Source organism: Providencia sp. PROV255, assembly GCF_028478065.1.
Classification (GTDB): domain Bacteria; phylum Pseudomonadota; class Gammaproteobacteria; order Enterobacterales; family Enterobacteriaceae; genus Providencia; species Providencia rettgeri.
Map to the genome: position 1 here is coordinate 1 of NZ_JAMPMI010000018.1, position 15,986 is coordinate 15,986.

The following is a 15,986-nucleotide window of genomic DNA, read 5'->3' on the forward strand; positions in this document are numbered from 1 at the left end:
CCAACACCAACACCAACACCAACACCAACACCAACACCAACACCAACACCAACACCAACACCAACACCAACACCAACACCAACACCAACACCAACACCAACACCAACACCTCTCTATATTTATAAAAAATATTAAAACCAATTCAAAACCATATTGAGTGGTATATCCATATTTTGCGAAGCTCCTCGCAAACGAATATGTACTTTTTTGTCGGTGAAAAATATATTGGAAAGCGCTACGTAAAATAAAAGAAGGAAACTTTAAAAAAATAATAGAAATAAATAAACTAAAGCGAATAAATGCTATGTAGGGATACAAAAATTGATAGAAAATATCATCTACATAATAAGATGGCTAAACAATCGACTCAAAAAATATAATTCAATCTTTAGTAAAAGTTTACCTGTTTCGATAACAATGGCTTCTATTGCATTGATTTTTGGTACGTTACCACTTTTATTTATACCTAAAATTATAATGTTGAGTGAATTGTTATTTGTTTTTTTATTTTTTACGTTGATAATAATGTTTTTTGTATTTGGTAAGTTAGGTAAATTTTTAGCATTAATTATTATGTTTTTCCTGTGGGGTAATTGGCATGGAGTTAACATTATTAATCATGTTAATTATCTATCTAACCAAAATAATGATATTGATGTGGTTATTATTGGTACTCCTTTGAATAACAAAGAGCAAAAAATCAAAGTACGTATTGAAAAAATTAACAACCGTATTGTTTTTCCGCCTTTATATGCTACATGGAAAACAAAAGAATCTGTTTGCGCAGGGCAATCTTGGCGAATCAATGGTAAAGTAAGGCCATTGCACAGCTCACTAAATGAAGGTGGATTTAATCTACAACGCTACTATTTAGCTAATAGAATTATAGGGGTTTTGAAAAGCCAAAAAGTAAAACCATTACAAATGAGGTGTTCTGTAAGGCAAAAAATCATTTATAACTACATGGAACTAATTAATCCATTGTCTAATAAAGGAGTTATTTATGGGTTAATGTTTGGTGATAGAAGTTTATTAGCCGCAGATCAAGCCTATTTACTACAGAAAACGGGCTTAACACATTTAATGGCCATATCAGGTTTGCATATTGGCTTAGCTTACTTGTTTGGCATTTTTATTACTCGAGGAATTCAATATTTTTTACCAATAAAATATATCAATGAAATACTACCAACAGTAATAGGTTTGGGGTTAGCTGTTTTTTATGCGTGGATCTCGGGGTTTGCTATCCCTGCGACTCGAGCATTATTTGCCTTACTATTATGGATATATATTAAAAATAAACCAGCAAGGTATTTTGTTTGGCAATGGGCTCTTTGGAGTATAGCGGGAATATTATTATTTGATCCATTGGCGATTTTGTCAGATAGTTTTTGGTTGTCTAGTTTCGCTGTTCTAGCCATTCTTTATTGGTTATCGATATTTCCACTACCATATCATTTAGCTAAAGGTGTTCAGGGAAAAATTATAGGATTAATACACTTACAAATTGGCTTACTAGTATTACTTATTCCAATGCAACTTATCATATTTAATGGTATTAACATAATGGGTTTAGTGGCTAACCTTTGGTTTGTCCCGCTCGTTTCCTGGTGTGTTGTTCCTGCTATTTTTGTCGTATTTTTAGTGCCAATAGAAGTAGTTCAGCAGTCGCTTTTATATGTGATAGATAGCGTTATAGCCTTAGGACTAAAACCATTACCTTATTTAAGTACTTTTTGGTCAGAATTCATCAATGTCCCCTATTATTTATTCTTAATATGTTGGCTAAGTATCATTGTCGTTTTATTTAAGTGGTATAAGCGTTATTTCGGGCTTGTTAGTTGTGTGGTTATTTTGATTTTCTTAGAAAGGGGAAGTGGTAAACAATTCAAAGAAGGCTGGAGAATGACGGTATTAGATATCGGACACGGTTTGGCAGTTGTGATAGAACAAAATAATGTGGCATTACTCTATGATACAGGTAATGCATGGAAAGGGGATAGCAATGCACAGCGTCAAATTATTCCTTTCCTTAAATATCATGATATAACCCCAATTGGAGTAATTTTAAGCCATAATCATTTAGATCACACTGGAGGGGCTAATTATTTAATCCAGCAATATCCATGGCTAAGTGTAAGAAGTAGTTTTGGGCCACAAAAAACTTCGGCATACAGGAAAAAAAATAATAAACTTAATAAGATAAAAAATATGGCTCACCTTCCATGTTTTAAAGGTCAAAAATGGCGGTGGGGAATATTAACTTTTGAAGTATTATGGCCTGAAAAGTTAGCGCCAATATCGCATAACAATGATTCTTGTGTCATTCAATTAACGGATGGCTACCATAAAATTTTATTAACAGGGGATATCGAAAAACAAGGGGAGAAATCACTTGTTGAAATGTACAAAAATCGATTACGTTCGACTCTTCTTTTCGCTCCACATCATGGAAGCAGCACTTCATCAACAGATTTATTGTTAAGAAATGTTCAACCTTCAATGGTGGTAGTATCATCAGCAAGGTATAGTGCATGGAAAATTCCATCTCCAAAAGTCTATTTTAGATATAAAAATAGTAACATTAAATGGTTAAATACAGCAGAAGATGGGCAGTTAACTTTATGGTTTAAAAAGGAAAAAATTCAGATTTCGCGTTATCGCTATGAAATTCAGCCCCGCTGGTATCATCTGTGGTTTGGCTTACCGCTATTTCCCGAGTAGAATAGTGCGCTTACATTAAGTCTGGTAATTAAAAGTATGAATGATAAAGACCTTTCGACAAAACAAACTTTTCGTCGCTTGTGGCCAATAATAGCGCCTTTTAAAGCGGGTTTAATCGTTGCAGCAATAGCACTTATCATAAACGCAGCAGGTGACGCGTTTATGATTTCTTTATTAAAACCTTTATTGGATGAAGGCTTTGATAAGGCAGATAATGACGTTTTAAAATGGCTTCCGCTCGCGGTGTTAGGATTAATGGTTGTTCGTGGTGGGTCTAGCTTTGTTTCAACCTATTGTGTTTCGTGGGTTGCAGGTAAAGTCGTGATGAACATGCGCCGTAAATTATTTGGTCATATGATGGGAATGCCGGTTAGTTTTTTTGACCAGCAATCTACAGGAACACTGTTATCTAGGATTACCTATGACTCAGAACAAGTTGCATCATCTTCTTCTGGGGCATTAATTACAATTATCCGGGAAAGTGCTTATATCATCGGGTTGTTTGCGATGATGTTTTATTATAGCTGGCAACTTTCCCTTATTTTAATCGTGATCGCTCCTGTTGTATCAGTCACTATTCGTATTGTCTCCAAACGTTTTCGTAAGATCAGTAAAAACATGCAAACGGGTATGGGGCATGTGACGGCTAGCGCGGAGCAGATGTTAAAAGGCCATAAAGAAGTTTTAATTTTTGGTGGGCAGAAAGTTGAGACTGAGCGCTTTAATAAAGTCAGTAACAATATGCGCCGCCAAAATATGAAAATGGTAACCGCTTCAGCAATTTCAGACCCTATTGTTCAGTTAATTGCATCATTTGCATTAGCATTTGTCCTATATGCTGCGAGTTTTCCTGAAATTCGTGATCAGCTAACTTCAGGTACAATTGCTGTTGTATTTTCATCAATGTTTGCATTGATGCGTCCGTTAAAATCATTAACGAATGTTAACTCTCAATTCCAACGTGGTATGGCGGCTTGCCAAACTTTATTTGCTATCTTAGATTCTGAACAAGAGAAAGATAACGGAACCAAAGTACTTAAAGAAGTTAAAGGTGATATTAAATTTGAGCATGTCACCTTTACCTATGCAACCAAAGAGCATCCTGCGTTAGACGATGTTTCGTTTACTTTGCCAGCAGGAAAATCAGTTGCTCTAGTTGGGCGATCAGGCTCAGGTAAATCCACAATTGCAAATTTGATTACTCGTTTTTATGACATTGATGAAGGGTCTATTCAAATTGATGGCCATGACATCCGCGAATACACATTGTCTTCATTACGTAGCCAAGTCGCGTTAGTTTCTCAGCATGTTTATCTATTTAACGATACGATAGCGAATAATATTGCTTATGCAACAGATGGTAGCTACAGCCGTGAGCAAATAGAGAAAGCTGCAGAAATGGCCTATGCAATGGATTTCATTGCTAAACTTGAAAAAGGTCTAGATACCGTTATTGGCGAAAATGGTGTGATGCTTTCTGGCGGACAACGTCAAAGAATAGCGATTGCTCGAGCACTTCTACGTGACGCTCCAATTCTTATTCTTGATGAGGCGACGTCTGCACTAGATACAGAGTCTGAACGTGCTATTCAAGCGGCCCTCGACGAGTTACAGAAAAATAGAACATCTTTGGTCATTGCCCACCGGTTATCGACGATAGAAAATGCGGATGAAATATTAGTTGTACAAGATGGACGAATCATTGAACGTGGTAACCATGCATCGCTATTAGCTCAAGATGGTGCATATTCACAATTACATAGTATTCAATTTAAACAATGATAGAACGTATTTGGTCTGGTAAATCATGGCTGTATCTCTTATTACTGCCGTTATCTTTCCTTTATGGGTTAGTAACGGTAATTAGAGATATGGTTTATAAAATCGGGCTAAAACGTTCATGGAAAGCCCCAATTCCAGTAGTAGTGGTTGGAAACCTGACAGCGGGGGGAAATGGTAAAACCCCTGTTGTTATCTGGTTAGTGGAATCACTTACTAAAGAAGGCTACCGTGTAGGGGTTGTTTCTCGAGGTTATGGTGGTAAATCTGAAAAGTACCCGCTGATACTCGATGAAACAACGACAACTGAAGTTGCAGGAGATGAGCCCGTATTAATTTTTCATCGTACTAAATCTCCTGTAGCGGTTGCCCCCAAGCGTAGTGATGCAGTTAAAGCCTTATTAGAGAAATTTCCATTAGATGTGATTATTACTGATGATGGGTTGCAACATTATGCTTTGCAACGTGACTACGAAATTGTCGTTATTGATGGTCAACGTCGGTTTGGTAATGGTTGGTGGTTACCTGCAGGGCCTATGCGCGAAAGGGCTGGGCGTTTGAAAAGTGTTAATGCTGTTGTTGTTAACGGCGGTGAAGCTCAAGAAAATGAAGCCTTAATGGCCCTTGAAGGTGATGTTGCTTGTAACCTTGTTAGTGGGGAAAAACGAGCGGTTACACAATTACCTGCGGTTATCGCAATGGCAGGCATTGGTCATCCACCTCGTTTTTTTACCTCATTAGAAAACAAAGGGGTAGACGTCATTAACACTCATGCTTTTGCTGACCACCAGTCATATGAATTAAAACAGCTTTCACGGTTAGTTAAAAATGAACAAAACTTATTAATGACTGAAAAGGATGCGGTGAAATGCCGTGCTTTTGCTCAGCCGAATTGGTGGTTCCTGCCAGTCCAAGCACAATTACAGACAACTGATGCTGAAAAAATCTTAAGCGGAATAAAAAAACTTATCACAAATAACAAAAAAACTTGTCTATAACGTTTCTCTGTGATAATAATATCGCCAATGTGATATAGATCCACTTATTATGTATCTAGATGCAATACATTGATAATTGGATTTTATACTAGCTTAAATTTCACGCTCCGTTCTTTAGTTAGTCTTCATATCCTCGCACAATCTACACTGTAAAGTCGTTGTCACTGCGTTTTGTCATCATAATGTCAAAATAGACTGTTAACTTCGCAGTAGATTTGCGGTGTCTGAAATCTACATATATGAGCGTTATAAAATATGCACAATGATTTGTGCGCATGAATTGGTAAAGTTTAATTACTCTTTGATGTATTAATAGATCGGCAATTTATAAATGGGAAGCAAGAAAGAGTAATGATACAAAGATAAAAAAAATATTGTTCTCAGAACAAAAGGAGTTTTAATATGAATTTTCAATTACATATGGGTCGAGTTAAATGGTTTGACGCAAAAGAAGGTTATGGTTTTATTTCCCCATTCAATGGTGGTGATGATGTGTTTGTGACAACAAAGTCAATTGCTAATAAAAAAATCAAATCATTATTCGAAGGTCAAAACGTTGAGTTCTCTGTTACTCGTAATTCGGATGGCGTAACGGCAGCTGACGTTATTGCTTATTAAATAATAAACAGAACAATTTCTCCTGCTTATCCTCTCATCTCCTGCAGGAGATCTTATTCAGGAAGATTAAAGTTAACGGTGATATCTGCATGTGATATCCTGACTCCAAGTGAGTTAAAATCCATTCGGGAGAAAACATGGATCACCGTTTACTTGAAATCGTTGCCTGTCCTGTATGCCACGGCAAATTGAGTTATAACAAAGAAAACCTTGAACTTATCTGTAAGTTTGATCATCTAGCCTATCCCATTCGTGATGGCATTCCTGTATTGCTAGAAAATGAAGCGCGCCCTGTTTCATTAGATGAAGGCCAGTAATCATCATGTTTACGGTTATTATTCCTGCTCGTTATGCGTCAACACGTCTACCTGGTAAACCTTTGGCCGATATCCATGGCAAACCGATGGTTGTTCGAGTGATGGAGCAAGCTATTAAATCGGGGGCGAGTCGAGTGATAGTTGCGACAGATCACTCTGATGTTGCTAAAGCGGTGATTGAAGCAGGTGGTGAAGCTTGTATGACGGATCCAGATCATCAATCTGGAACTGAAAGATTGGCTGAAGTTATTGATACTTACGCTTTCTCTGACAATGAAATCATCGTGAATGTACAAGGTGATGAACCTTTAATTCCACCTGAGATTATTAGCCAAGTTGCTCATAACCTTCGGGGGAGCAAAGCTGAAATGGGGACACTAGCTGTGCCTATTTATGATGCCCATGAAGCATTTAACCCAAATGCTGTGAAGGTTGTTATTGATCACGAAGGTTATGCATTGTATTTTTCTCGGGCAACCATTCCTTGGGATAGAGACAACTTTGCGAAAAGCCAAGACACGATAGGTGATACCTTTTTACGTCATATTGGTATATACGCCTATCGTGCAGGGTTTATTCGCCGTTATATTAAGTGGGAAGCAAGTCCATTAGAAAAAATCGAAATGTTAGAGCAACTTAGGGTGCTTTGGTATGGAGAGAAAATTCATGTGGATGTTGCGAAAACTACGCCAGGCGCTGGTGTTGATACCCCTGAAGATCTTGAACTAGTTAGAAAGCAATTTATTCCGTAGTCAGCATTTTCCTGATAGCGGGAATGGCCAATATGCGATTTAGCTAAATGAAAGGTGTAATCTCAATAGATTACACCTTTTTTGTTACTATTCAGCGGTAACAACTTCAGGCGTGGCAAGTTGCTCTTCTAACGTTTGTGTATTATTGGGTTTTAAATGCCACCAAAGCGTACCAAGAAATTCATACCAAGCACGTTCACTGTGACCGAAGTAATACGAGGAAGGGATATATTTCTCCCATGGATTGATTTCACTCGTGATAACTAACTGATTTGCAGGGGCTGGGAAAGGGTTCATTCCCCGTTGAGTAAACATAGTCATCGCTCGAGGTAAATGGTTAGCAGAAGTTACTAATAAAAAAGGCGATTTCCCAATAATTTTTTCAACTTCATAAGCTTCTTCTTGTGTATCTTTGGGTTCAGTGAGTGGGATCGTATCCTGTGCAGGAACCCCCAAGGATTGAGCGACTTGTGCGGCAACTTCGGCACTGCTGATAGGGCTACTTGCTTTACCACCAGTGAAAATGAGTTTACTGCCGGGGTGGTTAAGATAAAGGCGGACGCCTTCAGTCACTCTAGGTAAGCTATTATTCAATAGGTTAGAACTTGGACTCCAATCAGGGTTATATGTAAAACCGCCTCCGAGTACAACAATGTAACGTACCTCTTGAGGTGGAGTTTCAGTGATAAGTTCATAGCGTTTATTAAATTGCTTTTCTGCAGGAGCAAGCAAAGTATCTGAAATAGGCTGTAACCCTAATAGGGTTATTAAAACTAAACTTAGGGTAGCAAATGCTTTCCCACAACGTTGCCAGCGCGTGAACCAAAGCAAAAGTAACCCGATAAACCCGACGATGAGCAATAATGGTAATGGCATCAATAGCGAACCAATATATTTTTTTAAGAGAAATAACATAACTAAGCCTATTCTTAAGGGTTATCGAACAATCGTTGTGGTGGTGTTTACAGAAAAAAAACGCAATAAAGCAGCTAAATTGGCGTAAAAATAACAAATTAGTGTTTAATAGCACTAAATTGAAATTTGCTGAGTACAATAAAGTACTATGCAAAAATATAGCGATTATCTGTTATAATTCCTGCTTTAACTGTCGCTTCGCATTGTATGTGATAAGTGCAATACAATGTGAGAATATTTCTGGTTAGCATTAATTTTCCCAGTATCAGGGTGTAATCAACCATTTTACGTTTTTTCGCGACAAATTGGCGCATAAACCGCTTTAAATAATAGATGATAGGCAACCGGATAGCACATGGCAGACCGCAACTTTGATGATATTGTCGATAAATTTGCAAAAAATATCTACGGAACGACAAAAGGAAAAATACGAGAAGCGGTAGTTTGGCAAGATTTAACTCAATTATTGTGCAGCCAATTTGAAGGGAAAACCCTAAAAATACTTGATGCAGGCGGGGGAGAAGGGCATTTTTCACGCAAACTAGCCGAAATGGGACATCAAGTGATACTTTGCGATTTATCCGAAGAGATGTTGGAGCGCGCCGGTGAACTCGCCAAGGAACAAGGCATAAGCGATAACATGCGTTTTATTCATTGTGCAGCGCAAGACATAGCTCAGTATATTGATGAACCGGTTGACCTTGTTTTATTTCATGCAGTACTTGAATGGATTAGCGATCAAAAATATGCAATTGAACAACTGGTAGATATAATTAGACCTGAAGGCGTATTTTCTGTCATGTTCTATAATGCAAATGGCTTGGTGATGCGTAACGCAATTTTGGGAAATTTTCATCTTGCAACGCCACATATTCAACGTCGTCGTAAACGCTCGTTATCACCACAAAAACCGCTTTTTCCTCATCAAGTTGATGCTTGGTTGGGTGAGTGTAATATGCAAATTATCGGTAAAAGTGGTGTCAGGGTATTCCATGACTATTTACAAAGTCGGCAGTTACAGCAGAAAGATTTTCCGGCATTGTTGGCATTAGAACAGCAGTATTGCCGTGAAGAACCCTATATTAGCATGGGGCGTTATATTCATGTCATGGCACGCAAACAAATACAAAAGGACGATTTATGAGTGATTTTTCCCAGACCGTCCCTGAACTTGTGTCTTGGGCACGAAAAAATGATTTTTCGATTTCACTTCCCGCTGAACGTTTAGCATTTTTGCTCGCGGTAGCGGTATTAAACAGTGAAAGAGTCAATGGTGAAATGAGTGAAGGGGAGCTGATTGATGCCTTTCGTGAGGTTTGCAAAGGGTTTGAACAGACGACTGAATCTTTGGCGGTAAGAGCCAATAATGCTATCAATGATATGGTTCGCCAGAAGATATTTAACCGTTTTGCTAGTGACATTGTTGAAGGTAATGCAATTTACCGCCTAACCCCTTTGGGGATTGGTATCAGCGATTATTATATTCGTCAGCGAGAGTTCTCAACATTAAGACTTTCCATGCAGCTTTCTATTGTTGCTGGAGAACTACAACGTGCCGCTGAGGCTGCTGAGGAAGGGGGCGATGAATTTTATTGGCATCGTTATGTGTTTGCTCCACTAAAATATTCAGTTGCTGAAATTTTTGACAGTATTGATTTATCGCAACGCATTATGGATGAACAACAAAATTCAGTAAAAGAAGATATTGCGGCATTATTAAATCAAGACTGGCAGGCAGCTATCGCTAACTGTGAGCAATTACTCTCAGAAACATCAGGTACATTGCGTGAGTTGCAAGACACATTGGAAGCTGCAGGGGATAAACTGCAAGCGAATTTATTACGTATTCAAGAAGCCAATATGAATGCGCCAGCGTTCTCGGATTTAGTGGATAGGCTGGTTTTTGACCTGCAAAATAAATTAGATCGTATCGTTAGCTGGGGTCAACAATCTATCGATTTATGGATTGGTTATGATCGTCATGTTCATAAGTTTATCCGTACGGCCATCGATATGGACAAAAATAGAATTTTTTCTCAGCGGTTACGTCAATCTGTTCAGCATTACCTTGATAGCCCTTGGGCACTCACTTACGCCAATGCGGATCGATTATTCGATATGCGTGATGAAGAGCTTGCGTTGCATGATGAAGAAGTCATGGGTGAATTACCCCCAGAGCTTGAATTTGAAGAGTTTAGTGAATTAAATGACAAGCTTGCAGAGCTAATGGAAATTGAGTTAGCCATTTATAAAACAGAGCAGCGGCCACTCGATGTGGGCCGTGTGTTGCATGACTACTTACTGCAATACCCACAAAAACGTCATTTTGATGTTGCTCGAATTATTATCGACCAAGCTGTTAAATTAGGTATCGCAGAGGCTGATTTGGCGGGATTACCGGCAGAATGGCAAGCTATTAATGATCACGGAGCCAAGGTACAGGCACATGTCATCGACAAATATTGAACAATTTATGCCAGTTAAGCTGGCTCAAGCATTAGCTAACCCGATTTTTCCAGAGCTAGACAGCCAATTGCGTTCAGGTCGCCATATTAGTGTTGATGACCTTGATAACCACGCATTTTTAATGGATTTTCAGGAAGCATTAGAACAATTTTATGCACGGTATAACGTAGAGCTAATTCGCGCCCCTGAAGGTTTCTTTTATTTACGTCCGCGCTCAACAACCTTAATACCTCGCTCCGTGTTATCTGAATTAGATATGATGGTTGGAAAAATTCTTTGTTATCTCTATCTCAGCCCTGAACGCTTGAGTAACCAAGGTATTTTTACCTCACAAGAGTTATTTGAAGAATTGTTATCATTAGCGGATGAAAGCAAATTACTTAAATTTGTTAATCAACGTTCGACAGGTTCTGACCTAGATAAACAAAAATTGCAGGAAAAATTAAGAACATCACTCAATCGCTTACGCCGTTTGGGAATGGTGCATTTTCTGCAAAATGATTCAAGTAAATTTATTATTAGCGAATCTGTATTTCGTTTTGGTGCCGATGTACGCAGTGGTGATAACCCACAAGATGCACAGTTAAGGATGATCCGTGATGGTGAAGCTATCTCTCTTGACGGTGAATTATCACTAAAAGATGGTGATGAAGAGGATGGCGAAGAGAGTCAAGAACCGGCAGAAAGTGATGAGGATGAAGAATAATGATTGAACGCGGAAAATTTCGCTCACTGACGCTGGTGAATTGGAACGGTTTTTTTGCCCGAACCTTTGACCTTGATGAATTAGTGACCACGTTATCGGGTGGTAATGGTGCGGGTAAATCAACCACAATGGCGGCGTTTATTACCGCAATGATCCCCGATTTAACCTTACTTCACTTCCGTAACACAACGGAAGCCGGTGCGACATCTGGTTCGCGGGATAAAGGCTTACACGGGAAATTACGCCCAGGTGTCTGCTACGCTATTTTGGATGTATTAAACTCGAAGCATCAGCGTGTCATGGTGGGTGTGCGTTTACAGCAAGTCGCTGGGCGCGATAAGAAAGTTGATATTAAGCCATTTATGGTACAAGGCATTCCATTGGCGACAGTTCCAACGGAAATATTGACGGAAGTTATCGATGGGCGACAAGCCAAAGTCATTCCACTCAATGAACTAAAAGAACGTCTTGAGGAACAGGAAGGCGTTTTATTTAAGCAGTTTAGCTCAATTACCGATTACCATTCGACCCTGTTTGAATTAGGGGTTTTACCTAAACGTTTACGTTCCGCGAGTGATCGAAGCAAATATTATCGACTGATTGAAGCGTCACTATATGGCGGTATTTCTAGCGCAATCACCCGCTCATTACGTGATTATTTATTGCCAGAAAACAGTGGGGTACGTAAAGCATTCCAAGATATGGAAGCAGCTTTGCGTGAAAACCGTTTAACATTAGAAGCCATTCGTGTCACTCAATCAGACCGCGACTTATTCAAACATTTAATTAGCCAGGCGACTGATTATGTTTCTGCGGATTATATGCGCCATTCCAATGAAAGACGCATTCACCTTGATGCAGCACTAGCTGCGCGCAATGAGCTATTAGCCAGCCGTAAACAATTGCGAATTGAACAAGTCCGCAGTGTCGAAATGGCGCGTGAGTTGAATGAGCAGAATGGGGCTTCTACAGAATTAGAAGCGGACTACCAAGCAGCCAGTGACCATTTAAATTTAGTGCAAGCCGCGCTGCGTCAACAAGAAAAAATCGATCGCTATCAAGCAGACATCGAAGAACTGACTTATCGTCTTGAAGAACAAAGTGAAGTCGTTGCTGAAGCGACTGAAACTCAAGAAGAGTATGAGGCACGAGCTGAAGCCGCTGAAATTGAAGTTGATGAACTAAAAAATCAACTCGCCGATTACCAACAAGCTTTGGATGTACAACAAACACGCGCTATTCAGTACCAACAAGCGTTGCATGCTTTAACGCGTGCTCGTGAATTGTGTCAACTTCCTGAATTATCCATTGATAATGCAGATGAATGGTTAGATACCTTCGAAGCGCGTGAGCAACAAGCAACTCAAGCGTTATTAGCGCTTGAGCAAAAAATAAGTGTAGCGGATGCTGCTCATAGCCAATTTGAACAAGCCTATCAATTAGTTAAAAATATGATAGGGGAAGTTAGCCGCAGTGATGCATACCAACAAGCGCGTACATTATTACGTGATTGGTCATCTCAACAGCATTTAGCGGAGCGAGTGCAACCGTTACGTATGCAACTCTCTGAATTACAACAGCGTTTGAATAGCCAGCAAAATGCAGAACGTATGTTGGCGGAATTTTGTAAACGTCATGGGCAAAGCTATGAGCCAGATGAGCTTGACGCATTAATGGCTGAAATGGAAGCACAACAAGAGGAACTTAGTGTTGGTGTGAATGAGAGTGGCGAAAGGCGGATGCAAATGCGCCAAGAATTGGAACAAATTCGCCTGCGTATTAGCCAACTTTCATCTAAAGCTCCCGCATGGATTATGGCTCAAGAAGCACTAACACAGCTTAATGAGCAATCTCATGAAACGTTTGAGTCAAGTACTGCAGTGACTGAATTTATGCAGCAACTCCTCGAACAAGAAAGGGAAATAACGGTTGAACGAGATGAAGTTGCTGCGCAACGTAAAGATCTCGAAAAGCAAATTGAGCGGCTAAGCCAGCCAAGCGGTGCGGAAGATGGCCGCATGTTAGCGTTGGCAGAGCGCTTTAATGGTGTTTTGTTATCTGAAATTTATGATGATATTACCATTGAAGATGCGGCTTATTTTTCTGCATTATATGGCCCTGCTCGTCATGGTATTGTGGTTCAAGACTTATCTGTGGTCCGTAGCCAGCTCGAAACATTACAAGATTGCCCTGATGATGTTTATTTTATCGAAGGGGATCCTCAATCGTTCGATGACAGCGTTTTTGATGCACAAGAATTTGAAAGTGCGGTATTAGTCCGTTCGTCTGAGCGTCAATGGCGTTACTCTCGTTATCCTGAATTGCCTTTGTTTGGTCGTGCTGCTCGTGAAAGTCATTTAGAGTCATTAACTGCTGAGCGTGATGAGCTGGCTGAGCGTTACGCGAACCTGTCATTTGACGTACAGAAAATTCAGCGTTCACACCAAGCATTCAGTCGGTTTATTGGTCAACATATTTCGGTGGCCTTTGAAGATGATCCTGAAGCTGAAATTCGTACGCTTAATCAGAAACGTTCGGAAATTGAACGTGCTTTGGTACAGTTTGAAGAGCAAACTCAGCAACAACGTCAACAATTTGCACAAGGCAAAGAAAGCCTTGCGGCTCTTAATCGCTTATTACCTCAGATGGGGTTATTACTCGATGAAACATTGGTGGACAGAGTCGAAGAGATAAGCGAAGAGCTAACGGAAGCGGAAGAAGCAGCGCATTTTCTGAATAAGCATGGTCATGCGTTAGAAAAATTAGAACCGATTGTGACCGTGTTGCTCAGTGACCCTGAACAACATGAGCAATTACGTAAAGATTATGAGGCAGCAAAACACAGCCAACAAAATGCTAAACAACAAGCTTTTGCATTAGTCGAAGTCGTTCAGCGCCGTGCTCACTTTAGTTACAGTGATTCAACGGGGATGGTGAATGAAAATGCGGACTTGAATGAAAAACTACGCCAACGTTTAGAGCAGGCAGAAACTGAACGTACACGTGCTCGTGAACAATTGCGTCAGCACCAAGCACAAAGTGCACAGTTCCATCAAGTCCTTGCTTCGTTACGCAGTTCTTTCGATACCAAACAAGAGATGTTGAAAGAACTCGAAGTTGAAATGCAAGAGATTGGCGTAAAAGCAGATCCTGATGCTCAAGAACGTGCTCGCATTCGACGCGATGAATTGCACCAGCGGGTCATGGAAAATCGTAGTCGTATTAACCAGTTAGAAAAACAGCTGACATTATGTGAAGCTGAAATGGATAACTTACAGAAGCGTCTTCGTAAGTTAGAAAAAGACTACTATATGCTGCGTGAGCAGGTAGTGACGGCAAAAGCAGGTTGGTGTGCGGTCATGCGCTTGGTGAAAGACAATGGCGTTGAGCGTCGTCTACATCGCCGTGAGCTGGCCTATACTGACGGTGATAGCTTACGTTCGATGTCGGATAAAGCCTTGGGTGCGCTGCGTTTAGCGGTTGCGGATAACGAACATTTACGCGATGTATTGCGTTTATCTGAAGATCCAAAACACCCAGATCGGAAGATAAAATTCTTTATCGCGGTATACCAACACCTACGTGAACGTATTCGCCAAGATATTATTCGTACAGATGACCCGATTGATGCAATCGAGCAAATGGAGATTGAACTGGCGCGTTTAACAGAAGAGCTAACAGCGCGTGAGCAAAAATTGGCGATCAGTTCAAAAAGTGTGGCGAATATTATTCGCAAAACCATTCAGCGCGAGCAGAATCGTATTCGTATGCTAAACCAAGGGCTGCAAGCGGTGGCGTTTGGCCAGGTTAAAGGGGTTCGCCTCAATGTGAATATTCGTGAAAGCCATGCATTGTTACTTAGTGTGCTTTCTGAAGAAAGTGAAATGCATCAAGACTTATTCACCAGCCAACGGTTAACATTCTCTGAAGCGATGGCGAAATTGTATCAACGCCTTAACCCACAAGTGGATGTTGGGCAGCGGTTGCCACAAACGATAGGTGAAGAACTACTTGATTACCGTAATTACTTAGAGTTAGACGTCGAGGTGAACAGAGGTTCAGATGGCTGGCTAAAAGCGGAAAGTGGTGCGTTATCAACGGGTGAAGCGATTGGTACTGGGATGTCGATCTTAGTGATGGTCGTACAGAGCTGGGAAGAAGAGTCTCGTCGTTTACGTGCGAAAGATATTATTCCTTGTCGTTTATTATTCTTAGATGAAGCTGCGCGATTAGATGCTAAATCTATTGCGACGTTATTTGAGCTGTGCGATAGGCTTGAAATGCAATTGATTATTGCCGCACCAGAAAATATTAGCCCAGAGAAAGGCACGACGTATAAATTAGTTCGTAAAGTGATTGGCACACATGAGCATGTGCATGTTGTTGGCCTAAAGGGATTCGGGCAAGAAAACCCGAATGTACAAGCACCCTCATTGCAATAATAGTTTTTATAAATGAAATAAAAGCCGGTATTTATTACTAAATACCGGCTTTTATATTTAAGAAATAGTATAAAAGCGATTTTACAAAATTACTCATTAATTTGAATAAAACCCGAAAACATATTTTCCTCATGATAAAAACCACTTTTTATATATGGAATTAAGTGGCAAAGAAAGCATTAGTTAAAGCTTTTAATTAAAATAAATTTCATCTATGTTTAAGGCACCAATAAATGTTTGAATTTATCTATGATGAAAATAATTCTTTT

11 protein-coding genes are annotated in these 15,986 nt (G+C 39.8%); 10 read left to right on the top strand and 1 reads right to left on the bottom strand.

Going from position 1 to position 15,986, the window contains the following annotated elements; all coding sequences use genetic code 11:
• The first annotated feature begins 321 nt into the window (after positions 1-321).
• The 6 genes from PR725_RS15960 to kdsB all read left to right on the top strand — a co-directional run bounded on the left by PR725_RS15960 (position 322) and on the right by kdsB (position 7,188).
• The gene (locus tag PR725_RS15960) at positions 322-2,724 is read left to right on the top strand and encodes a DNA internalization-related competence protein ComEC/Rec2 (protein WP_231136874.1); all 2,403 of its coding nucleotides are present in this window, start codon (positions 322-324) and stop codon (positions 2,722-2,724) included.
• A 36-nt stretch (positions 2,725-2,760) separates the two neighbouring features.
• Positions 2,761-4,506: a lipid A ABC transporter ATP-binding protein/permease MsbA gene (msbA, locus tag PR725_RS15965; RefSeq protein WP_109911047.1), complete on the top strand. Its 1,746-nt coding sequence runs from the start codon at positions 2,761-2,763 to the stop codon at positions 4,504-4,506.
• On the top strand, positions 4,503-5,501 hold the full coding sequence (gene lpxK, locus PR725_RS15970) for a tetraacyldisaccharide 4'-kinase (protein ID WP_004909572.1): 999 nt from the start codon (positions 4,503-4,505) through the stop codon (positions 5,499-5,501). The genes msbA and lpxK overlap by 4 nt, the downstream gene beginning before the upstream one ends.
• Positions 5,502-5,903: 402 nt before the next feature.
• Positions 5,904-6,119, top strand: coding sequence for a cold-shock protein (locus PR725_RS15975; RefSeq protein WP_004909576.1), 216 nt, complete (start codon positions 5,904-5,906; stop codon positions 6,117-6,119).
• A 137-nt stretch (positions 6,120-6,256) separates the two neighbouring features.
• The gene (locus PR725_RS15980) at positions 6,257-6,436 is read left to right on the top strand and encodes a Trm112 family protein (RefSeq protein WP_004256203.1); all 180 of its coding nucleotides are present in this window, start codon (positions 6,257-6,259) and stop codon (positions 6,434-6,436) included.
• Between the two features lie 5 nt (positions 6,437-6,441).
• Positions 6,442-7,188, top strand: a complete 747-nt coding sequence (gene kdsB, locus PR725_RS15985; RefSeq protein ID WP_117162082.1) for a 3-deoxy-manno-octulosonate cytidylyltransferase — start codon at positions 6,442-6,444, stop codon at positions 7,186-7,188.
• A gap of 87 nt (positions 7,189-7,275) precedes the next feature.
• Here the strand turns inward: kdsB and elyC are convergent, their stop codons facing one another.
• Positions 7,276-8,103: an envelope biogenesis factor ElyC gene (gene elyC, locus PR725_RS15990; protein WP_117162081.1), complete on the bottom strand. Its 828-nt coding sequence runs from the start codon at positions 8,101-8,103 to the stop codon at positions 7,276-7,278.
• Between the two features lie 355 nt (positions 8,104-8,458).
• Between elyC and cmoM the strand changes: the two genes are divergently transcribed.
• Genes cmoM through mukB form a run of 4 tightly spaced genes read left to right on the top strand, consistent with a single transcriptional unit; the run spans position 8,459 to position 15,717 of the window.
• Entirely contained in the window at positions 8,459-9,247 is a 789-nt protein-coding gene (gene cmoM / locus PR725_RS15995; RefSeq protein WP_004909582.1) for a tRNA uridine 5-oxyacetic acid(34) methyltransferase CmoM, read from the top strand.
• Positions 9,244-10,569: a chromosome partition protein MukF gene (mukF, locus tag PR725_RS16000; RefSeq protein WP_109911049.1), complete on the top strand. Its 1,326-nt coding sequence runs from the start codon at positions 9,244-9,246 to the stop codon at positions 10,567-10,569. The genes cmoM and mukF overlap by 4 nt, the downstream gene beginning before the upstream one ends.
• The gene (gene mukE, locus PR725_RS16005) at positions 10,550-11,275 is read left to right on the top strand and encodes a chromosome partition protein MukE (RefSeq protein WP_004909591.1); all 726 of its coding nucleotides are present in this window, start codon (positions 10,550-10,552) and stop codon (positions 11,273-11,275) included. The genes mukF and mukE overlap by 20 nt, the downstream gene beginning before the upstream one ends.
• Positions 11,275-15,717 (top strand): chromosome partition protein MukB, encoded by a 4,443-nt coding sequence (gene mukB / locus PR725_RS16010; RefSeq protein ID WP_272569767.1) that lies wholly within the window; start codon positions 11,275-11,277, stop codon positions 15,715-15,717. Before mukE ends, mukB begins: the two co-directional genes overlap by 1 nt.
• Positions 15,718-15,986 lie beyond the last annotated feature (269 nt).

What these genes read in the sequence shown, in the direction of transcription:
- mukE (WP_004909591.1), top strand. Translation starts at nt 10,550, where the DNA reads ATGTCATCGACAAATATTGAACAATTTATGCCAGTTAAGCTGGCTCAA.
- cmoM (WP_004909582.1), top strand. Translation starts at nt 8,459, where the DNA reads ATGGCAGACCGCAACTTTGATGATATTGTCGATAAATTTGCAAAAAAT.
- mukF (WP_109911049.1), top strand. Translation starts at nt 9,244, where the DNA reads ATGAGTGATTTTTCCCAGACCGTCCCTGAACTTGTGTCTTGGGCACGA.
- msbA (WP_109911047.1), top strand. Translation starts at nt 2,761, where the DNA reads ATGAATGATAAAGACCTTTCGACAAAACAAACTTTTCGTCGCTTGTGG.
- kdsB (WP_117162082.1), top strand. Translation starts at nt 6,442, where the DNA reads ATGTTTACGGTTATTATTCCTGCTCGTTATGCGTCAACACGTCTACCT.
- elyC (WP_117162081.1), bottom strand. Translation starts at nt 8,103, where the DNA reads ATGTTATTTCTCTTAAAAAAATATATTGGTTCGCTATTGATGCCATTA.
- PR725_RS15980 (WP_004256203.1), top strand. Translation starts at nt 6,257, where the DNA reads ATGGATCACCGTTTACTTGAAATCGTTGCCTGTCCTGTATGCCACGGC.
- lpxK (WP_004909572.1), top strand. Translation starts at nt 4,503, where the DNA reads ATGATAGAACGTATTTGGTCTGGTAAATCATGGCTGTATCTCTTATTA.
- PR725_RS15975 (WP_004909576.1), top strand. Translation starts at nt 5,904, where the DNA reads ATGAATTTTCAATTACATATGGGTCGAGTTAAATGGTTTGACGCAAAA.
- mukB (WP_272569767.1), top strand. Translation starts at nt 11,275, where the DNA reads ATGATTGAACGCGGAAAATTTCGCTCACTGACGCTGGTGAATTGGAAC.